At 66.4% G+C, this 23,637-nt stretch carries 17 protein-coding genes; all 17 read right to left on the bottom strand.

What is annotated here, in order from left to right:
• Nucleotides 1-1,716 (bottom strand): ComEC/Rec2 family competence protein, encoded by a 1,716-nt coding sequence (locus QQS53_RS04315; protein WP_472774684.1) that lies wholly within the window; start codon nucleotides 1,714-1,716, stop codon nucleotides 1-3.
• On the bottom strand, nucleotides 1,713-2,495 hold the full coding sequence (locus QQS53_RS04310) for a ComEA family DNA-binding protein (RefSeq protein ID WP_472774683.1): 783 nt from the start codon (nucleotides 2,493-2,495) through the stop codon (nucleotides 1,713-1,715). Before QQS53_RS04310 ends, QQS53_RS04315 begins: the two co-directional genes overlap by 4 nt.
• Nucleotides 2,496-2,665: 170 nt before the next feature.
• A complete protein-coding gene (locus QQS53_RS04305; RefSeq protein WP_472774682.1) occupies nucleotides 2,666-3,550 on the bottom strand; it encodes a DegV family protein in 885 nt (294 codons plus the stop codon).
• Nucleotides 3,550-4,248, bottom strand: a complete 699-nt coding sequence (locus QQS53_RS04300; protein ID WP_472774681.1) for a histidine phosphatase family protein — start codon at nucleotides 4,246-4,248, stop codon at nucleotides 3,550-3,552. The genes QQS53_RS04305 and QQS53_RS04300 overlap by 1 nt, the downstream gene beginning before the upstream one ends.
• Before the next feature lie 14 nt (nucleotides 4,249-4,262).
• The gene (gene rsfS / locus QQS53_RS04295; protein WP_472774680.1) at nucleotides 4,263-4,733 is read right to left on the bottom strand and encodes a ribosome silencing factor; all 471 of its coding nucleotides are present in this window, start codon (nucleotides 4,731-4,733) and stop codon (nucleotides 4,263-4,265) included.
• 100 nt (nucleotides 4,734-4,833) lie between these two features.
• Nucleotides 4,834-5,445, bottom strand: a complete 612-nt coding sequence (gene nadD, locus QQS53_RS04290; RefSeq protein WP_472774679.1) for a nicotinate-nucleotide adenylyltransferase — start codon at nucleotides 5,443-5,445, stop codon at nucleotides 4,834-4,836.
• Nucleotides 5,446-5,467: 22 nt separating this feature from the next.
• Complete coding sequence (locus QQS53_RS04285) at nucleotides 5,468-6,766, bottom strand: glutamate-5-semialdehyde dehydrogenase (protein ID WP_472774678.1); 1,299 nt, start codon at nucleotides 6,764-6,766, stop codon at nucleotides 5,468-5,470.
• Nucleotides 6,767-6,860: 94 nt separating this feature from the next.
• Nucleotides 6,861-7,787, bottom strand: coding sequence for a D-isomer specific 2-hydroxyacid dehydrogenase family protein (locus QQS53_RS04280; protein WP_472774677.1), 927 nt, complete (start codon nucleotides 7,785-7,787; stop codon nucleotides 6,861-6,863).
• A 3-nt stretch (nucleotides 7,788-7,790) separates the two neighbouring features.
• Nucleotides 7,791-8,726 carry a D-isomer specific 2-hydroxyacid dehydrogenase family protein gene (locus QQS53_RS04275; protein WP_472774676.1) on the bottom strand — a complete coding sequence of 312 codons (936 nt, stop codon included), beginning with the start codon at nucleotides 8,724-8,726 and terminating at the stop codon, nucleotides 7,791-7,793.
• A 65-nt stretch (nucleotides 8,727-8,791) separates the two neighbouring features.
• On the bottom strand, nucleotides 8,792-10,048 hold the full coding sequence (gene proB / locus QQS53_RS04270) for a glutamate 5-kinase (protein ID WP_472774675.1): 1,257 nt from the start codon (nucleotides 10,046-10,048) through the stop codon (nucleotides 8,792-8,794).
• A 96-nt stretch (nucleotides 10,049-10,144) separates the two neighbouring features.
• Nucleotides 10,145-11,674: a GTPase ObgE gene (gene obgE / locus QQS53_RS04265; protein WP_472774674.1), complete on the bottom strand. Its 1,530-nt coding sequence runs from the start codon at nucleotides 11,672-11,674 to the stop codon at nucleotides 10,145-10,147.
• 91 nt (nucleotides 11,675-11,765) lie between these two features.
• Nucleotides 11,766-12,587, bottom strand: coding sequence for a class C sortase (locus tag QQS53_RS04260; RefSeq protein WP_472774673.1), 822 nt, complete (start codon nucleotides 12,585-12,587; stop codon nucleotides 11,766-11,768).
• Nucleotides 12,588-12,718: 131 nt separating this feature from the next.
• Nucleotides 12,719-18,994 (bottom strand): DUF5979 domain-containing protein, encoded by a 6,276-nt coding sequence (locus tag QQS53_RS04255; RefSeq protein WP_472774672.1) that lies wholly within the window; start codon nucleotides 18,992-18,994, stop codon nucleotides 12,719-12,721.
• Between the two features lie 5 nt (nucleotides 18,995-18,999).
• Nucleotides 19,000-20,157, bottom strand: a complete 1,158-nt coding sequence (locus QQS53_RS04250; RefSeq protein ID WP_472774671.1) for an isopeptide-forming domain-containing fimbrial protein — start codon at nucleotides 20,155-20,157, stop codon at nucleotides 19,000-19,002.
• 138 nt (nucleotides 20,158-20,295) lie between these two features.
• A complete protein-coding gene (locus QQS53_RS04245; protein ID WP_472774670.1) occupies nucleotides 20,296-21,189 on the bottom strand; it encodes a class C sortase in 894 nt (297 codons plus the stop codon).
• A gap of 71 nt (nucleotides 21,190-21,260) precedes the next feature.
• The gene (locus QQS53_RS04240) at nucleotides 21,261-22,796 is read right to left on the bottom strand and encodes a SpaH/EbpB family LPXTG-anchored major pilin (protein WP_472774669.1); all 1,536 of its coding nucleotides are present in this window, start codon (nucleotides 22,794-22,796) and stop codon (nucleotides 21,261-21,263) included.
• A 515-nt stretch (nucleotides 22,797-23,311) separates the two neighbouring features.
• The gene (rpmA, locus tag QQS53_RS04235) at nucleotides 23,312-23,596 is read right to left on the bottom strand and encodes a 50S ribosomal protein L27 (protein WP_448879031.1); all 285 of its coding nucleotides are present in this window, start codon (nucleotides 23,594-23,596) and stop codon (nucleotides 23,312-23,314) included.
• Nucleotides 23,597-23,637 lie beyond the last annotated feature (41 nt).

Below are 23,637 nucleotides of genomic sequence, written 5' to 3'. Positions count from 1 at the left end.
TTAGAACCTCCCGTCCACCGCGTGCTGGGTGCCGTCCGCATAGACCCGCACGGGCCCGTCCCGGGCCGGGTAGAGCACCGGGATATGGTCCTGCGTACGGGTGGGCCGGTCCGCCGCGGCGCCCTGGCCGGACAAGACCACGATCACCTGCGTGCCGGGCGGGATCGGCTCGATGTCGTCGTCCGTGTCCACCACGTGCGCGCGCAGGCCGGTCAGGTCGACCTCCGGGGCGCTGGTGTGCAGGCGCGCCCCGCCCCGGGCCTGAATCCAGGCGGGCGCATGCCCCAGAGAACCCGCCAGCCCCAGCACCGCTGCCACGCTCAGCACCAGCGTGACCGTCAGCCGCGGCCGGTGGAAGAGGAAGCCGGCCACGACCCACCCGTAAACCAGCGCGACCGCCACCGGGCCCGCAGTCACCACCGCCAGGGGCAGATCCCGCACCGCGTGCGCCACGGAGTTGATCCACCACGTGCACGGCTCCACCACCTTGAGCAGCACACCCGCCAGCGGCGCCCCGATCCCCGGGATGTTGACCGCGATGGCGGCCAGCAGCCCCACCACAGTCACCGGCGCGGTGGCCGGGGCGACGGCCACGTTCGCCACGATGGAGACCACCGAGACTTCCCCGGCCATCAGCGCCACGATCGGGATGGTCACGATGTCGGCCGCCACCGCCACCGCGAAGGCCCGGGTCAGCAGGTCCGGCAGGCCGAGCGGGGCCAGCCAGCGGTAGAAGACCGGCTGCAGCGCCACAATCCCCGCCGTCGCCGCCACGGATAGGGCGAAGCCGTAGTTGACCGCCAGCTCCGTGTCCCACCACAGCAGCCCGATGATCGCCAGGCACAGGCCGTGGACAGGTTCCATGCGCGACGAGTTCACCACCGCCAACAGCCCCACCATGCCGGTCACGGCCGCGCGCAGCACGGAAGGCTCCGCGCCCACCAAGGCCACGAAGACTGCCAGCGCCCCGAGCGCGCTCAACACCTGTCCTAACGGCGACGCCCGCGCCCAGCGCGCCACGAGCGCGGCCGCGGCGGTGACCACCACGACGTTGGCCCCGGAGACCGCCGAGAGGTGGCTTAGACCGGTCTCGATATACAGGGTGCGCTCGGCCACGTCCTGCAGCCCCACGTCCCCCAGGACCATCCCGGGTAGCAGGCCCTGGCTGGCCGGGCCCACAGTATCCAGCACCACCGCCTGGAATTTCTCAGTCACCCCGGCGGCCCAACCCGCCCAGCCCTGCGGGGCGGCGATGGTAGTAACCTCCCCGTTGACCACGACGTCGACCAGCCCGGGGCGGTTCGACTCACTCACCGTGCCGTCCACGGCCACCCGCGTGCCCGCCGGCGGCGCGGCAAAGCCGGCAACCTCGGGAAGCGACTCACTAAAGACCGGCACCGTCCCCGGCACGCCCTCGACGTCCAGGCGCAGCAGCCACCCGCCGCTGTCCAGGGCCACCGGGGCCGTTTGCAGCTCGCCTTCTAGCCGCCCGGTGGGCGCGAACGCCGCGGCGCGGGCCTGCCGCACCAGCGCAACCGCCATCGCCACGCTGCCGGTTACCGCCACCACCAGCGCCTGGCCGGCGTGCCGGCGCAGCGCGGCAGCCACGACCACCGCTCCCACCACGCCCAGGCCCACCAGCGGCCAGCCCAGCACCACGGCCAGGGTGGCTGCCCAGACGCTGGCGGCCGCGGGCACCAGGCGCAGCTCCCTCACACGGTCACCTGCCCTTCCAGCTGCGCGAACTTCGCCGGCCCGATCCCGCTGACCTCCAGCAGCTGGTCCACCGCGCTGAACCCGCCGATGCTGTCGCGGTAGTCGACGATGGCCGCGGCGGTGACCTCCCCCACCCCGCTGAGGGACTGCAGCTCGCTGGCGCTGGCGGTGTTGATATTCACCGCCCCGCCGGCGGCCGCCGAGGAGCCGCCGCCACCGCCACCGTCGCCGGTGCCATCCCCGCCCTGGAGTCCGCCGGGCTCCACGGGGGTCTCGCCGGGGCCGACCACGTGGATCTGCTGGGCGTCCTGGAGTACCTGCGCGTGATTGACCTGCGCCAGGTCTGCCTCTGGGAGCGGGCCGGCGGCGGCGAGCGCATCCGCCACCCGCGCGCCCGGCTCCAGCGTGACCAACCCGGGCCGGGCGACCTTGCCGACCACGGAGACCACCACCGGGCCCGTAGTCGGCGCGGCCTGCTCAGTTGCGGCAGCACCTGCCCCGCCGGCCTCAGCCGGATGGCCGCTTAGCGTCAGGTTGGATTCCTCGATCTCGGGCCCACCCTCCTGCCAGGCCAGGTGCGCCTCCTCGGCCGGGTCGTCCCGCAAGGCGGTGCAGCCCACCCACACCACCAGGCCGAGGATGAGCAAGACGCCCAACACGGCGGCGGGTGCGACGGGAATGCGGAACCGGGGAGCCGGGAAGGACACGTCCATCAGCTCCTCGGTCCCGGTGGGCCGGGTCAGTTCCTTTAGTCTGTCGCTCAAATGCGGTGCGCTCATGCCGCCGAGACTAAAGTGCCACCGCCGGAAAGGGAAGGGATTTTCCCTCCACACCGGCCACAAACCGGAATTTAACCCCAACCCATAATGGATCCTTTATTGGTTACTCGCAATGGTCCCATCGAGGCACGAAAAATTTCGTCCTCGTTGGCTACATTGCTGTCTAGCGGCTATTGCTCGCGCTGGTGGCGGGCGGCGAAGGTGCCCAAAGGGTTCTTCGGCTTCGGGGCCGGGACCGGGGTTTCGGTGGCGAAGACCGCGGAGACCCCGATGGCGCCGGAACCGACGTGCACGGATAGCACCCCGCCCAGCGGGAGCAGCATGAAGGACGAGCCCTCCGGTAAGGCCCCGTCCAGCAGATCCTGGAGGCGCTCAGCGGCCTCCTCGTCGCCGTTGTGCTGAATGGCCACGAAGGCGGGCTCGCCCTCGGCCCGCTCGACGGCCAGCTCCACCAGCTTGGTAAAGGCCTTGGTCTGCGTGCGGGTCTTGCCCACCAGGTCCACCTTGCCGTGGACGAGCTCCATGATGGGCTTGGTGGCCAGCAGCGCGGTCGAGAGCATGGCGGTGGCGGTGGACATGCGCCCGGAGCGGCGCAGATCGTCCGTGCTGGACAGGTAGACCCAGGTATTGGAGCGCGCCAGCGTGTCCTCGGCCGCGGCCCGGCACTCCGCCAGGTCCGCGCCGTCTTGGGCCAGCCGCGCGGCCGCCATGACCGCCGCGCCCATGCTCATGCCGGTGGAGCCGGAGTCAATGACCGCCAGGGCATCGGCAGCAAAGGCCCCGGAGGCCGTCACGGCGGAAGAATAGGTCGAGGACAGTTCCTTCGACAGGTGGATGGCCAACACGGCTTCCTCCCCGCCGGCGGCGGCCGCGCGCTCCATCTGGCGGCCGTAGAAGGCCGCGAGCTCAATCGCACTGACCCCGGAGGTGGACTGCTCGGTGCCGTCCTTGCCCTCGCCGTCCATGACGTGGAGCTCGATAACACCGATGCCCAGCTCCGCCACGATCTCCTCCGGCAGCCCGGCCGAGGAATCCGTAACTACGCGTACCGCCACTAGATATCAGCCCCGCCGTCGCCGACGACGCGCCCTCCCATGTTCCAGCCGTCGAAGTACCAGGTGGCCTTGGCTGGCTGGGCGGGATCGAAGTGCACGGGGGCGAGCGGGCGTGCGGCGTCGAAGACCGGGCGGGCGGTCAGCTGCGCCCAGTGGGTGTTCTTCAGCCCGGACAGCGTGCCGTACTGGCTATGCTCCAGGCCGAGCAGGTGGCAGGTCAGCGCCGCGATGGCCCCGCCGTGGGCCACCACCAGCAGCGCCTGACCGTTCCAGTCCTGGAACGACTCCATGAGCTCGTCGATGACCGGGCGGGCGCGCTCGGCCACCTGCACGCGGGATTCGCCCTCCGGCGGGGCCCAGGTGGCGTCGTGGCGCCAGAGGGCGCGGGCGCCGGGGAACTGCTCGTCCACCTCGGCGGAGCTCATCCCCTGCCAGTTGCCCAGGTTGGTCTCCCGCAGGCGCGGATCGGTCTGGTAGTCCAGCCCCAGGGTCTCGCCGACCACGCGGGCGGTCTCCGCCGCGCGGCGCAGGTCCGAGGCGACGATCTTGGCCACGCCCTCACCGCGCAGCAACTCGCCGGCCGCCCGGGCTTGGGCGTAGCCGGTTTCGGACAGCTCCGTATCCAGGTGGCCCTGCATGCGGCCCGTAGCGTTATAGGTGGTCTGTCCGTGGCGGATGAGGATCAGGCGGCGGCTCATGATGGTGCGGCTACCTAGATCTCTTCGTCTTCGCCCGGGGCCTTGTCGGCCAGCGGCAGGTCAGCGACGGATTCCGCCTCGCGCGGGTTGACCTCGCCGGCCCACTGGCCGGGGCGCTGCGGGGCCTCGACGCCGGGGATCTCCACCAGCGGGCAGTCGTGGTAGAGACGGTCGAGGCCGTAGTGGTCCCGCTCGCCCTCGCGCTGGACGTGGACGACCACGTTGCCGTAGTCCAGCAGCACCCAGCGGTTTTCCCGGTTGCCTTCGCGGCGCTTCGGCTCGTAGCCGGCCGCGGTCATCTCGTCTTCGATCTCGTCCACGATGGAGCGCACCTGGCGCTCGTTATCGGCGGAGGCGATCACGAAGACCTCGGTGACCGCCAGCACGTCGGAGACGTCGATAGCGGCGATGTTGCCGCCCAACTTCTCTTGGGCAGCGCGCGCGGCTACCTCGGCCATGCTCCGGGCTACGTCAGTAATAGACAATGCGGGAAATCCTTCAACAAATTCTGCAGGCGTTAACTTCTACCGATAATCGATACTAGTGTCCCACGTTTTCGGACATTTTCCTACTCGCGGCGCGCTGCTAGAGCGGCTGATCTGGGTTGATGCGGTAGAGATTATTCTTGGCAATATATTGCACCACCCCATCCGGGACCAAATACCACACCGGCCGGCCGGCGGCGGCGCGCTCACGGCAATCGGTCGAGGAAATCGCCATCGCGGGGATCTCCACCAACTCTATCCCCTGCCGCGACTTTCGGGGCAGCATTTTGTCGGTCAGCTCGTAGCCCGGGCGCGTCACGCCGACGAACCTGGCCATCTGCAGCATCTTCTCCCAGTCCCGCCAGCTCATGATCGAGCTGAGCGCGTCCGCGCCGGTGATGAAGAACAGCTCGGACTCCGGGTAGAACTCCCGCAGGTCCTGGAGCGTGTCGATGGTATAGGTCGGCCCCTCGCGGTCGATGTCCACGCGGGAGACGGTAAACCGCGGGTTGGAGGCGGTAGCCACCACCGTCATCAGGTAGCGGTGCTCGGCAGGGGTTACCTGCCGGTCCGCCTTCTGCCAGGGCTGCCCGGTGGGCACGAAGACCACCTGGTCCAGCTGGAAGCGGTGCGCTACCTCGCTCGCGGCCACCAAGTGGCCGTGGTGGATGGGATCGAAGGTCCCGCCCATAATCCCTATACGGTTGCTCATGGATGGCTAGTATACGTCCCGGCTAGGGGCGGGTGTGGCCGTTGCCCTGCAGCACCCACTTAGTAGAGGTCAGCTCCGGCAGGGCCATGGGGCCACGCGCGTGCAGCTTCTGCGTGGAGATGCCGATCTCCGCGCCCATGCCATAGACCTCGCCGTCGGTAAAGGCCGTCGAGGCGTTGAGCATGACCGCGGCGGCGTCGACCTCGTTGGCAAAGCGCAGCAGGACGTCCGCGTCCTGGGCGGCGATGGCCTCGGTGTGGCCGGTGGAATAGCGGCGGATGTGCTCGATGGCCCCACCCGCACCGTCGACGACCTTGGCGCAGATGTCCATCGACAGGGATTCTTCCGCCCAGTCCTCCTCGCTGGCCTGCACCGCGCCCTCGACGCCGAGTGCGGCTAGCTCCTCGGTGTCGCCGTGGATGGTCACCCCGGCGTCCTGGAGGGCCTGGATGACACGCAGTTGGTCGGCGGCCGGCAGGGCGGCATCGACCAGCACGCACTCGGTGGAGTTGCACACCGAGGTCCGCCGGGTCTTGCCGTTGATGACCATGGCGATGGCCTTGTCTAGGTCCGCGGAGGCGTCGACGTAGAAGTGGCAGTTGCCGGTGCCGGTCTCGATGGTCGGCACGGTAGCGCCCGTGACCACGGCGTTAATCAGTCCGGCGCCGCCGCGCGGGATGACCAGATCGACCAGGCCGCGGGCGGTAATCAGGTCCTGGACCGAGCCGCGGGTCTCACACGGCAGCAGCTGGACCCCGGCGCGCGGCAGGCCGGCGGCCTCCAGGGTGGACTGCAGGATCTCCACCAGCTTCTCGTTGGAGTTGCGGGCCGACTTCGAGCCGCGCAGCAGCGGCACGTTGCCGGACTTTAAGGCCAGGCCGAAGGCGTCCACCGTGACGTTCGGGCGGGCCTCGTAGACCATGCCCATAACCCCTAGCGGCACGCGGATCTGGCGCATCTGAATGCCGTTGTCCATGGTGCGGCCCTGCACGACCTCCCCCACCGGATCCTGCAGGCCGGCCACCTGGTTGAGGCCGTCCGCGATGCCCGCGACGCGGTCGGCGTCCAGGCTCAGGCGGTCGATGAGCGAATCCGACATGCCCGCCTCACGGCCGGCGTCGATGTCTTTTTGGTTGGCCGCGAGGATCTCCTCGGTGGCCGCGCTTAAGTCCTTCGCCGCCTGCCGCAGGATCTCGTTCTTCTGCGGGGTGGTCAGCTGCGCGATCTGCGCGGCGACCTCCTTGGCAGCGCGCGCCTTGGTCAGCACCTCGTCGCGCTCGGCTTGGCGTTCCGGGCTCAGTTCATCCGTAGATTGAGTCATGCGTCCCAGTGTACGTAAACCCACCCCGCTCATCCCCCGGATTGATGCACTGGGTCACACGTGCGTGCTCGCGGGCGGGCGGTTACCCGCGGCGTTAATAGCCGGCGTCGACGTCGACCTCGGTGGGCAGGCTGCCGTCTTCGGCGAAGGCCCGGGCCACGCTAACGGCGTGGGCGCCGCTGCGCTTTTTGACCGAATAGGGCGGGTTGGCCACGTGCGGGGTGATGACCACCTGCGGCATCTCCCACAGCGGATGCCCGTCCGGCAGCGGTTCCGGGTCGGTCACGTCTAGGCCGGCGCCAGCGATGTTGCCCTCACGCAGGGCCTTCACCAGCGCGTCCGTGTCCACCAGGGGCCCGCGGCCGACGTTGATGACCACGGCGTGCTCGGGCATCTGCTCCAGGGCGCGGCTGTCCACCACGTGGTGGGTCTCGTCCGTCAGCGGCAGCAGCAGCACGAAGTAGTCCGCTGCCGGCCAGACCTTATCCATCTGTTCGGTCGGGATGGTGCGGTCCGCGCCCGGCACGTCTTTACCGCTGCGGTTGACCGCGACGATCTTCGGGCCAAACCCGCGCAGCATCTCGATCAGCCGCGCGCCGATGCCGCCGGCACCGACGATGGCGACCGTCTTGTCCTCGAAGAGGAAGGAGGTGTGCGCCTCCACCTCGTCGCGGTTGTCCCAGGTAGAACCCACGCGGCGGTGGGAGTGCAGCTGCGCGAGCAGCAGGGCGATGGCGGATTCGGCCACGGTCTCATCGTAGAGCCCGGCCGCGTTCGACCAGCGCGTGCCGCAGGTGCGGGTCAGCTCGCGCATCTGCGGCAAAAGCGCGTCCACGCCCGCAAAAGGTAGCTGCACGAAGCCGAGGGACTCCGGCAGGATCTCCGGCAGATCGTCGGCGCCGCCGGTAAAGAACAGGAAGTCCGCCTGCCCCAGCTGCTCCATGCCCAGCTGGGTGAAACCGGCCTCGTCGAAGGCGGCTTGGGCGGCTTCCCAGCGCTGCGGGTACATCACGTATTTCATGGCTTAATAACCTGCTTCCGGGTTGACTTCGGTGGGCATGCGCTCGCCGGCGGCGAAAGCCCGGGCGTTGGCGTCAAAGATCGGGCCCAGGTGGAAGCGCGCCACCCGCTGCGAGGCCGCGATGTGCGGGGTCATCGTGCAGTTCGGCAGCGCGTAGAGCGGGTGCCCGTCCGGCAGCGGCTCCGGGTCCACGACCTCCAGGCCGGCACCGGCGATGGTGCCGTCTTGCAGCGCCTGCACCAGGTCGTCGGTCACCACCGTGGCCCCGCGGCCGACGTTGACAAAGATGGCGCTGGGCTTGAGGCGGGCGAAGAAAGAGGCATCGATAAGCCCGTTCGTCTCCTGCGTCAGCGGCAGGATGTTCACCACGAAGTCGGCACGGCCCCAGACCTCACCGGCCTCTCTAAGCGCGAAGGTCTCGTTCGCGCCGGCGACCTCGCGGCCGGAATTATTCACGGCGATGACGTGCAGGCCGAACGGGGCGAGGAGCTCAATCAGGCGCTTGCCGATGCCGCCCGCGCCCAGCACCACCACCGTCTTCGGGTCGCGGCCGGCCGGGCTGTAGAGCCACGCCTGCTGCTTGTCGAGCTCGCCGGCCATGCCCCAGTCCGCGGCCAGGGCGAAGGCCTTGTGCTGGTGGGCCTGGGAGAGCAGCAGCCCCAGCGCGGACTCGGCGACCGGGGTGGCGAAGGCGCCGGCCGAATTCGCCCAGCGCAGCCCGCCTTCGCTAATCAGCCCGGCCGCAATGAGGCCCTCCACCCCGGTGAAGCAGTGCTGAATGAAGCCGATGTTGCCCGGCATATCCGGGATCTTGGCAGGGTTCGGCGAGGTGTTGATATACGCTTCCGCGTCCTCCAGCCGATCGACGCGCTCGTGGCCGGCGGCGTCGATATCGGCGACCGTCTCTTCCCAAACGTAGGGGCCCATAAAATACTTCATGGGCCCCACGCTACGCGACCAAGCCGCCGGCCGCGTTGCCTTAAGCGTTCTTTTTACCCTCCGTTTTAGAGGCGGGAGGCGTAGTTGGACAGGTAGTCCGCGTGGACCACGGCGCGGTGCATCTCCACCGGAAGCTCGTCGGTGTGGCGGCCCATGATCTCGCGCAGGGTACTGGAGTCGAAGTTGACCTCGCCGCGGCCGATGACCTTGGACTCCGGGCCGACGATGTCGACGATCTCCCCGGCGCGGAACTCGCCGTCCACGTCGGTGATACCGACCGCGAGCAGGGAGTTGCCGCCGCGGGTGACGGCCTCCTCCGCGCCGGCGTCCAGGCGCAGGGTTCCGCCGGAGTCCGCCGAGTACAGCGCCCAGAACTTCCACGCGGACAGGCGGCGTTCCTCGCGGGTGTGGAAGACCGTCCCGACGCGGGAATCCTCCAGGGCCGGGCCGATGTTATCCGCCGAGGTCAGCAGCACCGGCACCCCGCCGCGGGCGGCCAGGCGCGCGGCCGAAACCTTGGAGGCCATGCCGCCGGTGCCCACCTTGCCGCCGTCGCCGGCGGCCACGCCCTTGAGATCCTTGCCGGTGCGGACCTCGTCGACGAACTGGGCGCCCGGATCCGCCGGGTTGCGGTCGTAAAGCCCGTCCACGTCGGAGAGCAGGAAGAGCGCGTCCGCCGAGGTCAAGTGGGCGACTAGGGCGGAGAGGCGGTCGTTGTCACCGAACCGCATCTCGGAGGTGGCCACCGTGTCGTTTTCGTTGACGATCGGCACGGCGCGCAGGTGGCGCAGCCGCTCGATGGTGCGCTGGGCGTTGCGGGCGCGGTCCCGCTTGCCGGCGTCGGAAGCCGTCAGCAGGACCTGACCCACGGTGCGGCCGTAGCGGGCGAAAGACCGCGACCACTCGTAGGCCAAGTGTACCTGGCCGACCGCGGCGGCGGCCTGCTTGGTGGCCAGGTCCGTAGGCCGCTGGGTCAGCCCCAGCGGCTTCATTCCCGCGGCCACGGCGCCGGAGGAGACCACGATGACGTCGGAGAACTCCATGCGGGCCTGGATGGCGTCCACGATCCGGTCGATCTTTTCCGGGGCGACCGAGAAATCATCGCCCGTCAGCGAGGAGGAACCGATTTTCACCACCACGCGCTTGGCTTTGGCGATCTCCTCGCGCAGCTGGGACTCGTGCCCCATCGCCAGGGACTCGTCGGCCTGCGGCGCCGGGTCCGGGAAGGGGGTCTCCGGAGCTTGATCCGCATACGGCTCCAGCGGCAGGGGCCGGGAAGGCTGGTCGGAAGAAGTACTGTGATTGTCCGATTGCGCAGTCATGCTCACCGATCATACAAACCTACCGCGCCGGTGTGCAGGCCTTACCTACTTTTGGCCCACCTCGCCCCGCGCGGCCGGCGCCGGCAATGGGGTTGCCTAGCCCTGCCAGCGGTCGCGGTTGGCGCCCTCGCGGGTGACTTCTTCGTCCTGGCCGTAGTCGTATTCGTCGATAAGCCCGCGGCGGGCCTGGGAGGCGCGCTTGCGCTCGGCGGCGGAGACGCGCGAGGTGCCCTGCAGACGGGCGTCGTGGCCGCGGCCGGCCAGGGTCGGATCCCCGGCGGTCATCGGCTCCCACTCGAAGGTGATACCGCCGATGGTCACCGGCGCGCCCTCCACGGCGCCGGCCTTGCGCAGCGAGTCTTCCACGCCGGCCTTGGCCAGGCGGTCGGCCAGGTAGCCCACCGCCTCTTCGTTTTCGAAGTCGGTCTGGGTAATCCAGCGCTCGATCTTGTCGCCCTCGACGATGAAGCCGCCCTCGACCTCCGGGTCCGCCTCGACCGTGAACTGGGCGAAGGAACCGCCGGTGCGGGGGCCGACCGCCTTCGGACGGATGACCGTGTGATTCGGATCCGCCTTCTGCTTCGGCCGCTCGCGGCGGGCCTTATCCACCGCTTCCATCAGGGCGTACTTCAGCGGATCCAGGCCTTTGCGGGCGACCGCGGAGATGATAAAGACCGGCCAGCCGAACTGCTTTTCCAGGTCCTCCTTGACGAACTCCGCCAGCTCCGCGGCCTCGGGCACGTCGGCCTTGTTGAGGACGATCAGCCGCGGGCGGTCGCGCAGATCGCCCAGGCCCGTGTCCCCGTCCAGCACGGACTTGTACTGGGCCAGCTCGTTTTCCAGGGCCTCAATATCCGAGACCGGATCGCGGCCCGGCTCGATGCTGGCGGTGTCCACGATGTGGACCAGCACCGCGGTGCGCTCGATGTGGCGCAGGAAGTCCAGGCCCAGGCCCTTGCCCTGGGACGCGCCCGGGATGAGCCCCGGCACGTCCGCGATGGTAAAGGAGGAATCCCCCATGTCCACCACGCCGAGGTTGGGCTGCAGGGTGGTAAAGGGGTAGTCACCGATCTTCGGCTTGGCAGCAGAAAGCACCGAAATCAGCGAGGACTTACCGGCCGAGGGGAAGCCAACCAGCCCGACGTCGGCCATCGACTTAAGTTCCAGGACCAGGTCGTGCGCCTGCCCCGGCTCGCCCTGCAGGGCAAAGCCCGGGGCCTTGCGCTGGGCGGTGGCCAGCGCGGCGTTGCCCAGGCCGCCGTAGCCGCCTTCGGCCGCGATGAAACGCGTGCCCGGGACCGTCAGGTCGGCTAGCACGCGGCCCTTGGTGTCCTGGACGACCGTGCCGGCGGGCACCTCCAGCACCAGGTCCTTGCCGCGGGCGCCGTTGCGGTTATCGCCCGCGCCGTTGCCGCCCCGCTCAGCCTTGATGTGCGGGCGGTAGTGGAAGTCCATCAGCGTGTGGATCTGGTTGGAGACCTCCAGGACGATGTCCCCGCCGTGGCCGCCGTTGCCGCCGTCCGGGCCGCCGAGGGGCTTGAATTTCTCGCGGTGGACGGACACGCAGCCGTGCCCGCCGTCGCCTGCCTGCAAGTGCAAAACGACGCGGTCAACAAATCGGGCCATGGTGCCTCACCTTCAATTCCCCACGTAAAGAACGGATTTTCACTTAACCTGGGAGTCTACCAGCCCGGCGGTGAGGTCCCAGAATGCTCACCTAGCCCGCCTGGGCCGCTTCTTCTGGCTGTCCGGCCTGCTGCTGGCGCCGGCGCCGGCGGCGTCGCCATTCCTTGCTGGCCACGATGGCCAGCACGATGGCGATAATCGCCAGGGCAGCCAGCATCCACCAGCTAAACGACGGCTTCCACGAGTAGTCCCCGTCCGTTCCGAGATCCACGCGCTCCGCCTCGACCAGCAGTCGGTCCGAGTTAATCCCGTACGGGGTGCAGGTGACCAGGGTGAGCTTGTCCTTGCTCTCCTCGTAGGTCGCCGCCTGCCAGTAGTCCGGCTTGACCACCTTACGGCCGGTGACCCGGTAGTGCAGTTTCTCCCCCATGACTTCCACGGTGGCGATCTCGCCGTCCTTGAGCGTGGGCAGCCGGTCGAACATGGAGGCATCCACCATGCCGGTGTGCGCGGTAATCACCGCGTTGGTGCCGGCCCCGCCCACGGGCAGATCGCTGCCGAACATGTGGCCCGCGCCCTCGTAGAGCACGTCCGGCTGGGTGCCGTGGTAGACGGGCAGGTCCACGTCGATGGCAGGAATGGTAATACGCGCCAGCATGCCGTTGGTCTCCGGGGCGTTCAGCGTGGACAGGTACTCCTGCCAGCCCGGGGATTCATCCCCCGGCGGCAGCGCGTGGTGGCCCTGCTGGGACAGCCGGGCGTTGTAGTCGCGGGCCTCGGCCAAGTACTGCTGCGCCCGGTTCGGCGGGTCGATCTTTTTCACCGATCCGCTGTAGTCCTCCGCCTGCTTTTGGATCCGGTAGTCGTTATACAACGTCGCGACCACCGGGTAGGACAGGATGAGGATACCCACCAGGATCCACGCCAAAGAGCGCCACCGGCGGGCCCGGCCCGACCGGCCACTATGCCTCCTGCGGCCGTGCCGCACAGCACGGGCATCGCCGGCGGCGGTGGCGGCCGGGTCAGCGCCCGTGCTGGGGCTGGTTAGCTCCGCGATGACTCCTCCGCTCCTTGGGTTTCGTCCAGCTCGTTTTCTTCATCATCCCGGTTGCGCAGGTAGCGAATCAAGCCGGCGGCCAGAATCAGCAAGCCCAACAGGAGGAAAAAGACCAGGGTCTGGCGTCCGGTATCAGGCAGCATCCAGCCGATGCTCTCCGGCAGGCGGATAGCTCCGTAGCTATCCGAGTCGCGCACGATGGCGCCCGTGGCCTCTTGCCCGACGACACTGGCGGCAACGGTGACCGTACCGTCGTCCCCACCGCCGTAGCGGAAGAATTCCTCGGTGGTCTCCGGCACGGCGACGTCGAATTCACAGGTAAAGGACGCGCCCGGTGCCAGCTCCCCGCCCGGCAGGCTTGCCGCGCAGACCTCCGCCGGCAGGACTCCGTTTTCGCCGACGGTGACGGTGTGGCCATCGCCGAAGCCAATCTCGCGGCCGGCCAGGCCCGGTTCGGCAAACGAGAAGTCCTTCAGCGGCAGCGCGCCCGGGTTGGTCACGGTGTAGCTGAAATGCATCTGCGTGGCATCATCCGGCAAGAGCGCGGTGTTTGCGACCGCGCCGGTGATTGCGGACAGCGGCGCGCCGTCGATGTGCTTGTCGATGTCCACGCCCGGCATCCGGTTGATGCCGGTAAAGGCCCACTTGGCCCCGTCACGCGAAAGGTCCGTGGCGGAAGCCACCGGGTTGACGCGCACGGTCCAGCCGGTCGGTACCTGGACCGTGGAATCCGGGTTGACTTCATCCGGTGCTTCGCGGCGGTGAAGGTTATCCGCCACCAAGGCCGGTTCCGACAGGCGCTCACCGAGCTCATCGCCGAATTCAAGTACCGCGTCCACGTTTGGATTATCGTCCTCGGTTTCGTAGATCGTGCACGGCGCGTTCACGTCGACGTCGTGGATGACGTGGGTCTCCCCCGCCCGCAGGCTGAAGGACTCGCCAGTACACGACGCGAAGAAATCATAGTCCGCGGCGCTCGCGGCGTCGCCGTCTACTTCCTTGGTAAAGGTCAAGTCGACGGTGGCGCGCGGGTGCACGGCCTCACCGGCCACGCTCAGAGCGACCTGCTCGGCGCCCGGGCTCTGGGCGGAGGCCGGAACCGTGAACTCATAGGCGTAGCTCTTCATCTCTTCGGTGACATCCCCCGGCGCGACATCGCTCAGCGGACGCGTTGGGTTCTCGGTCTCCGAGGTGGCCGCTCCCCAGTGGGCGAATTCCATATAGGGAGCGCGGTCGCCTTGGTTGACCTCCAACTCTGGGCGCGCTGCCAGTGCCGGGGACTCCCCCGCCTCGATGCGGCACTCAGCGCCGACAGGGATCTGGATGACACTACCGCGCAACGGCGGCGTGGAGCCGCTCAGATTGCCCTCTACGAAGGAAGACTGCAGGTCGAAGCTCAACGTCTCATCAAAGAGGACCGCATCCCTATCGTCTGCGTCCTGGCAGGTGAGGTGATAGTTGTAGCCGGCCGGGTCGGCGCCCTCGAGGTAGCCATCATGCATGCTGGTCACGCGTGCGTCCACCAGGCGGCGCGAGTAGTTATTCACGAACTCGAAGTTCTGGTCGATTTCCTGGTCCGCGGCGTCTTCGACGCGGACGTTCTCGCCGGGCGAATCCACGTCAAGCTCCAACTCCTCCGGGGTGTCAAGGGGCTGGTTTTCGGTGAAGTTACACAGCGCGCCCGAGGGAACCTGGACCGGCTCCGACTCGAAGCGATAGACGCCGTCGCGCTCGGTGAATTCGTTCAGCTCCAGCGTGTTCGGCAGGGTCACTTCGCCCAGGCCGATGCTGGAGTAGGAATAGCCCACGCCGCGGCACTGGTAGGAAAAGTCGAACTGCTGGTTGTCTGCCAGGCGAGCCAAGTTCACCGCGTCGCCTTTGACCTCCTTGGTCAAGCGCACGGTAGCCGGCAGGAACTCGTAGGTGTTGGTCAGGTTGATGACGTTGCCGGGATCGGAACCGTTGTCCGCCAGCACCGAGAAATCCATCGACTCCGTGGCGTCGTTAGCCAACTCGTCATCGACCAGCGTCGTGCCGTCGTTGTGCACGGAGGCCCAGTTGACCTGCTTCGGGCGCAGGTGGGTCTCCAGCTCCATGCCGTCCTGTTCCTTCGTCATGTTCAGGGTGCCGAATTTGTTGCCGCTGATGCTGCACTCGGCGCCTTCCGGAACGTCGACGAATTCGGTCTGGCCGGGGCCGGTGATGGTGGATTCGCGGACCGCGATGACCGAGTCCTTGTCCCCTGGGTCGTGGCAGGTCAGCACGAAGTCGTGCTGGTAGAACACCCGACCGTTGTCCGGGTGCGAGGGACCGGTGTCACCGCCGAAGGGGCCTAAGTCCCACTCGGGGAAAGTGGCCTGGACGTCAATCGGGGTGCGGGCTATCTTGTTCAGCTCGACCGTGGCCGCGCGGCGGTTAAAGGTATTCGTGATCTTCGCGGCGATCTCGCCCGTATTCTGCGGGTTCTCCGGGTTCACGGCAACGAAACGCAGGGGGTCATCGATAGTCGGGCCAGAGCCATCGCCGCCCTCGAGGGAGATCTTGCTCTCCGAATCCAGGCCCGTGCCGCTGGCGAAGTCCTGCTCCACCAGCTCGCAGCGGCTGCCGGCCGGAACCGCCGCCAGGCGCTCGGCGCCCTCGGTACCGGTCATCGTGTCGGTAACCGTGATGGTGGCCCCACCAGCCGGCGGCACGCACTGCAGGGTCACGGTGTACCCGCGCTCGCGCAGCGCGTCCTGGCCGGCCGGAGAAATCATCGGATCCTCCGGACGTGCGAACTCGACCAGCTTCTGGGCCGAGATATCACGCATCTGGTAGGCGTAGGCGTGCTTCAGGTTGATAACGGTCGACTGGCCGATCGTGAACGAGCCTTCCATGAGCTCGTTGTCGGCGAACTCGTAGCGCTGCTCGCTGCCGTCGTCCTGCGACAGCGTCGCGCTACTATCACGACGGACTGGGAAGGTGATGCCATCCATGGTCCGCAGACCACTGGTGGATTCATCACGGATCTCCTTGATCCGGCATTCGGCGCCCTCGCGCAGAGAGGAGCTATCGATCTCATGCCGCGGGTTGTCCGGACCCAGGGTGATGTTTTCTTCCGCCGGCGACAGCGGCAGGGGCGCGCCATCGATCTCACAGGTCAGCTGGTATTCAACCTCCTCGCCCAGGCGCGCGTTGCCGGCGAAGTTCTGGTTGATGGTAAGGCCTTCACCGGCCGGCTCGAAGGTATTGGTCACGGTGACTCGGTTGTCGCCCTCCGTGACTTCGTGCGCCGCCTCGGACAGATCTGAGCTCCAGTTAACGCCGCTGGGCAGACCGCCCGGGGTAGTCTCCGTGAACGTACATTCGTTGCCCACCGGAACGCCGAGCGCGCCGTCCTGGTCGTTGACCAAGGCGGCTAGCGCCGGGTCGTCCGTGTCCGCGACCAAGCGCTGGTCTTCGTTGGCGCCCAGCCGAACGCTACCGGTCAGGCTCACCGAGGGGTAGCTGCCGTCGGCGGCGCGGACGTTGCGGGTTCCGCAGCGGAACTGCAGCTCGTAGGAATCCGGGAACTGCCCGGCCATGCCGTTGGTGTCCACCAGCTTCTGCAGGTTAACCGGGGCGACCTCAACGTCATAGTCGTTCGTCACCACGACCGGCACCGTCGCCGCGCGGGAGGCCGGCGGGACGACGAATTCGACGCTTGCAGACTCAACCGTCCGCGTTTCCGACGTCCCGTCCGGAACCGTGATGCTCACCGGATTGTCTGATGGGCGAATGCCGGCGTCCGCGGGGTAGTCAAACTCGCCTTCCTCCACGCGGCAGGTAGCGCCGACCGGAACATCAGCGACGGAGAAATAATTCTGCGTGCTGGTCGTGCCCTCGGCCTCCACCAGCGACTCCGCGTAATCGCCGCGCTGGCAGCGGACAGTGACCGGGTAGTCGTAATGCAGGCCTCGCGCCTTTTCGCCGCCCGGGCCCGTCAGCTGCTTGACCACGTTCAGTTCGCGGGTCTTGTAGGAATAGTGCGCCTCGATGCGCATCTCCTCCGCGCCCGCGGCAGCCGGGTTCTCATCCAGCTCGAAGTGGTAGGAGCCGGAGCCGTCCGCCGGGGTGTCCTGCCCCTGGAAGGTGACGTCCCGGCCGTCGAAGGTCATAAACTCCGTCTGCTCCCGGTCGAGGCCCGTCAACGGCGACAGCGTGCAGTCACGGCCGGTCGGGATCCCGGTAATTTCGGTAGATCCCGACAGGTCCCCGCTGCCGGACAGGCTCAGGGTGACGTCCTGGGCGTAGTTGGTGCCCTCGCAAGTCAGGTGGAAGCGGTAATCCTTGGGGCTGCCCAGCTCCGCTACCGGCGCTCCGGTGACGTGCTTGGACAGATCCAGGGTGCCCAGCCGGGCCTCGTAGTTGTTGCGCAGGGAAACAGAGTTATTCCCCTCGGTCAGGGTCAGCACCTGCGCGTCGATTCCATTGTCATCCTCTGTCCGCGGAGCGGCGTCGGGATTCGCTCCCTGTTTCACATCCCAAACGAGGTCCCAGTCTTGGCCCTTTGGGCGCGGTTCCGAGTCGCCGAAATCTTCGGCCACCCGGCACTGGGTGCCCGCAGGTAGGCCGGTCACGGTTGCAGTAGCCCCATTGAGCAGGTCGGATTCGCCCTGCGCCGCAGTCTCGCCATAGGCGCGCTTGTACGCATCGGACACAGTGCACTGGTAACGCAGCGTGAAAGTGCGGTTCTGGTTTTCGGTAAACGTCGCTGCCGAACCGGAAACGGTCTTCTGCAGCTGCAAACTTGCGGCCACAAATTTCGGTTTCCACTCGACCTCGCAGCTGACTGCGTTGTTACGCGCATTGGCCGTGCGAACCTCCGAAAACCCTCTTTCTTTGTTATTAACCAGGCTGAATTCCCCCGCAGTGGGATAGGCCTCGTTCAGCGTATAAGTTGTGCTAGCACTGCCGCGGTAACTACACGTCCATTGAGGTGCATAACGGTCGAAAACCTTGTCCGCCTGCCCGCCCGAAGCCTGGGAACGGAAGACCTGTTGCGACTTGGCGCGCGGCTTGCCATCCTGTAACTCGCCAGCTTCGTTGCGGGTGGTAATGACCCGGAGAGCCTCGCTGTACCGGTCTCCCTCGGATTTTGCGATGGGAGTTTCCTCGCCGTCGTTGTCCAGGTACATGTTTGTATCGAACTGGGTGGACTGCCCGGTAGCGGCTTCCTCCATCGTGGTGTCAATTTTTTGGGAAGTTCGCATCAGGGACATCGGCACGGCCAGAGCGAAGGCCTGGTTCTGCGTGGAAAAAGTGGTAATTTCCAGGTTCTCGGGTGCATCCGCGGACCACAGGTAGGTACCGGCGCGATTGTCCGGACTAGCCCATGCACCGCGGCTTTCCTGGCACGCGATGTCCTTAGTCGCCTGGCGCGTCGGATCACCCTCGCGGTAGTACTCGTAGACATACCGACGCGCACCGGGAGCGTTCTCGCTGACAATTTCGCCTTCGTTATTGCGATAGACAAAACTGCCATCGTCGTTTTTACTACGCCCGTAGAAGTTGGATCCTCCCAACGGGGCCGGCAAACACGCGCGATAAAACCTGTCCGGGGCAATCTGGCCCCAGTCTTCAATGAGTTTGTTGGGGTTCAGGTCGTCCATCACCATGTGCTCGCCGTAGGCCTGGATCTTCGTGGTTTCGGCGTCGGCTAAGACAATGTTGTAATTCGGCAGCCTGGCACCGGTCGTGGTATCCACGATCTTGATGTTGCGGAAGGTAAACCGCGCCATCTTGCGCGGGCTGAAGGTTGCCGTCGGGGATTGCTGATCCACGTGAATAATGGGGCGGGACTGGTCACCGGCATAGGGCACGAAAATGCTGTCTCGGTCGTTGGAATACCCGAAAGCAGAATTAGTCTGGCGGTCGCGGCGGGGAGTCACTCGGCCCGGCTCAGTGGCAGCATTGACGCTGAGGTCGAAAGAAAGCTGATAGTGACCGATCTGTTTGGTGAAGCTCTTCGGGGTCGTCGACAGCGCACCGAGGTCACTGAAGTCGATCCAGCACAGCTCCGGTTTGTCGTCCATCAGGGGCCCGCGAGTCTGGCGTACGGCGCAGTCTCCGAAGTCAAAGTGGCCCGCCTGGCTCGCCGAGTCGTCATTCGTTTGGGCCTCCGCCTGCGGTGTGACCTCATCCGAGAAGCTGTTCGGCACCATGAACGCGGAAATATACAAGACGGCGACGAGTACAAGGGCGAGTAGCCTACGGCCGGTCATCAGCGTGCTCCTGTTCTGCATCCTTCTCATTCCCCTGTCTCATTCGTTTCTTCGCGCCGCCGGCGCAGTAATATAACCGCGATGGCTATGGCGCATAAGCCTGCGAGCACCAGCCCGAAGATGCTCGCGCCCGTCGTTGCTAGCTTGTCCAGAACCTGCCGGGGCCCGCGCCCGGGCGGTTCCGGAGTCTGCTGCGGGCGCGGCGTCGACGTCTCGGGCTGCCCATCCCCCGGTCGCCCCGGCGCCTCGTGGTCGGGCCGGTCGGGTTCTTCCGGTCTCGGCCACGGCGAGGTGCTCGGCACCGGCTCGCTCGCGGCGACCACGGTGATGGTAGCCCGGTTAGACGCCACGGCATCGCGCTCCAGGCGCAGGCCGTCGACTGCGACCAGCGCGGTATTCGGGACCCGCGTGCCTGCGGCGGCGGCGTCGCTAACGACCGCTTCCAGGTACACGCTGACCTTGGTTTCTGGGTGGCCGTCGCGCAGCCGCGCGAGCTCGGCCAGCCCGCGGTCGTTAAACGATGCCTCCAGAGTCAGCCCCGCGGACTTATCCGTGTAGTGGACGCCTTCGTCCAGGGTGATATCCCGGTCAGCATTCGCGACGGTGATCCGTTTAATAGCCCCGGAGGCGAAGTTCCGGTCCAGCTCATCGCGAAACTCCCACCGGTGCAGCGCGCCCGCGGCGTCGACGTCGGGCGCGCTGCTGGTGATTCGGTACGCAACAGTGTCGCCCGGTCGGGCGGAGGCCACGTTGACTTCCTTGTCCACGCGCAGCGGCTGGTTCTTCGCGCGCACCCACGCCGTCCGGCCGGCTTCGACCCGCACGAGCGTCGTGGTGGCGGCGGTGCGTTCCACATCGCCGGTCTGGGAAGGCAACTCCCGCAGCTGGTAAACGCCCGGAGAGACTCCTTCGAAACGGGCGATGCCCGCCTGGTCGGTCTCTGCCACCAGACGCCGGCCCACAGGAACTCCTGGCTCTCCGTAGAGCAGGCGCGGGTCGGCGCGGACGAGTTCTTGTAAGTCTTCTTCCCCGTCAGCGCGCAGTTCCGGCAATTCGAGCAGCTGGAACTGGGCACCCGCGACAGCCGGTTCGGCCTCATCCCCTACCCCGGCCGTCTTAGCAACCACGACGGTCCCGGTTTGTTCGGCCGCAGCGCTTTGCGGGGCACCCCACGGCGTGACCACTACGCAGAGTGCACAAAGCAGAGCCACGAGCAGACTAGCCGTCAACGACGAAGCGCCGCGGCGGTGCCGCCCTAGTGCGCTAACTATGTCCATAGTTCAAGTCCTTGTCTAAAACGCGTCCGGTGCTGCAGGCTGCGTCTATGGGGTCTGCGTTGTGTCGTTTTTGTTCTTTCGGCGCTGGCGCCGCATCCACCACCACAGGTAGATGATGACCAGCAGGCCGATAATCACGGCGGCGATCATCCAGGGCTGCCAGGGGCTGTGGTAATCCTGCTCAATGTCGCCTGGTAGCTCGGTGCGTTCCCCGTGTACCAAGAGGCGGTGCGAGTTAATCCCGTACGGGGTGCAGGTGACAAGCGTCAGCAGATCCTTGTCAGCCACTGGGCGGATGGTCTCAATGTCTTCCGGGAGTACGGTCTCAATCGAGGTGACCTTGTAAGCGAGCTTCTCCCCCATCACCTCAACGGTGAAGACTTCCCCTTCGCGAATATGGGTGAGATTGTCGAACATGGTCAGAGTCGCCAGGCCGGTGTGCCCCGTCAGCACCGAGTGCGTGCCCACGCCGCCGACGGGGAGCGCGGTGCCGTACAGGTGCCCGACGCCATGCGCCAGGACGCTGGAGTCGGTGCCGTGATAGACCGGCAAGTCGATGCCCACCGACGGCACCCGCAGGCGCGCCAAGTTGTCGAAGGCGTCGAGGTGGGTGAGGTATTCGCGGTAACCTTCGGAGTCCTTGTCCGGCCCCAAAGTCCACCGGTCCGGGGCGCCGAACTCCGGCAGCCGGGAGTTATAGTCCCGGGCCGCGGCCAACGCTGCCTCCCGCTCGGCGGGGTCTAGCTGCGCCACGTTGCGGGAATACTCTTCCGCGATCCGGTTCTGCTCGACGTTTTTGTAATGCGTGAGCACCACCGGGGTGAGGAAGATGAGGGCGGCGATGACGAGGTAGACGACGGAGCGGTAACGTTTCCACCACCCACGTCGGGGCGCCTGCGCGGCCGTTACCGGCTGCGCATGGTCACCGCCTGCTCGCATCTTTACTCCTCACATTCGCGAACGCACCGTAGAACAGCTAGGCCCTCGCCCGTCAGGATGACCCCGTGGTCTTAGGCCGTTGCGCGGGAATCCTTGTAGCTGGTGTACAGGCCACGGGCCAGGAAGGCCATGCCCACCAGGAAGGCGATCAGGATGCCCCAGGCGCCGGTAGCCGGCAGCTGGCCGATGATGGAATCACGCTGGTTTTCCACGGAGACGGACAGAGCGCGGTTTTCAATGTCCACGTTGACTGGCTGCGGCTGCGGGTTACGGACGAAGCCGTCCGGGGCCTGGGTTTCCAGCACGCAGTAGGTGTTGGCAACAACACCGGTCGCGCCGGTGGAGGTGGATTGCAGCGGGATGGCATAGCCGTTCGCCGTTGCGTCCGAGGCGTCATCGGCCCCGCCGCCGGCGGTGGTCATTTCGGTACCGGTGGTAATGTTCTCACCGCTGGCCGCGGAAGCTACCTCGACGGCGTCGCCCAGCAGCTGGTAGCTGCCGTCGTCCTGCGCGGAGCACTGGTAGAGCTCGAAGGTCGCGCCGTTCAGCGAACCCTCCGAAGCCGGCGAGGTCTTCGTGATGGTCAGGTTGCCGAAGACGGTGTTGGTCGGAGTATCACCGTCGTCGGTGGTGCTGTCCTGGCCGTTCGGCAGCTCCACGGTCGCGGAGTTGTTGATGACCCCGTTTTCCGGAACGGAGTTGACTACCGCCGCGAAGTTGACACTGACCTGCAGACCCGGGTTGGACTGGCGAGCTTCCTGCAGCTTGCTGCGGCCAGCGTCGGTGAAGTTCACGCGGACTTCCTGGCCGTTCACGGTGATTTCGTAGTCGGTGCCGTTGGCCAGGTCGACGTCGCCGTTGGTGGTCACGTTCACGTCACCAGCGGCCGGTGCGTTCAGGTTCTCAACCAGGTTATCCACGATGTTGAAGCGGTTGAGCTCGCCTGCCGGGACCGGCGCGTTGATGGTGTACTCGAGCGGCTTGCCGATGGTGACGCCATCGTCCTTGACCTGCTTGTTCGGGGTGACGTCCTGGTTCTTCGGCTGGACGGTCCGGGAATACTCCCAGCTGCCGTTGTTGTCGTAAGGCAGCGTCACGAAGAACGGGGCGGCCACGGTGTAGTTCTCGAACTGGACCTCGGTGACGCGGTAGACGCCGACGGACAGGCCGTTGGCCGCCGTCGTCAGGTTGATAACACCCTGATCGTTGGTGGTGAAGACACCATCTTCCCCGCCGTCGACCGGGGTTACCGCGAGGCTCTCGTCCCCGGGGTTGAGGTTTCCGACCTGTGCCCAGCCGGCCGGATCGGTCAGATCGATGTCGTTGACGCGCTCGACGCGGAACTTAGCGCCCGGCAGCGAGGTGGAGGTATCGCCCGGCTCACCAAGGTACTTTTCGATGGTGAGAGCGACGTCAGCGTCGGCGTTGATGAGGCCGGCGTCGTTGTTGGGAGCCAGCGGGGCTTCAGCGCCCGCTTCTTCCGCCGGGGTGGATTCCGCACCGGTTTCCTGCGCGAAGGCAAAGTTCGCCCCAGCGCCGACGAAACCGGTGGTCAAGGTCAGGGTAGTCGCGGCCAGAGCGGCGGCAATCTTCTTGGAAGCGGTCATTGATACAAGAGCCTCTCAGCTAAAGAAATGTCACCCCTTGGGCCCTTCACCACTGCTGGTTATCGTCAGGCTTGGGGAGTATGTATAACACAGGTAATATTAAGACAACTGCTAATTAAAGACAAGTCGAAAAGGCCTCTTTTGGTATTGAAACTTTACTTGGCCCTTTAAGCTATTTTTACCCGGTTAAAATTCCATAAGCTGCATAATTGCGAAGCGCGACCAAAGCTGACCGCCATAATATTTATTCATACATTGGCGGTTGCAAACCCGTCCAAACCCTGATAACGGTCGCGCGATTTGCCAATACTTTCACTTGCCGTTATGGAAACTCGGAGCTTTCTTTCAGGTTCTCGGTCGGCAGGTCCATCAGCTACCGCTTTTCCGCCCTCCCCGAGGGCCGCTGACCACGGTTCTCACAGCCTCCAGCAAGCCCGGGAGTACCCAGGCATGCCAAAACCCCGCCTCCCACGCTTTAAGGCGTGGAATGACGGGGTGTGGAACCTAGAGTGGTACTAGGCGGAAGCTTCCGCAGCCGGGGCAGCGACCTCGGCCGGAGCAATGCTGACGATGCGACGCCCGCGCTTGACACCGAACTCGACGGAGCCGGCCTCGAGAGCGAACAGGGTGTCGTCGCCGCCACGGCCAACGTTCTCACCCGGGTGGAACTTGGTGCCGCGCTGGCGAACGATGATCTCGCCGGCCTTGACCTGCTGACCGCCGAAGCGCTTAACGCCGAGGTACTTCGGGTTGGAGTCACGACCGTTAGAAGTGCTGGATGCACCCTTCTTGTGTGCCATTGTGGTTTCCCTCCTTCAAGGGGTCTTTAGTGCAAGCCTCG

The sequence above is a fragment of the Corynebacterium sp. 2571A genome (assembly GCF_055700935.1).
Note: the sequence above shows the minus strand (reverse complement) of the source record. Positions and strands in the feature narration are given on the sequence as shown.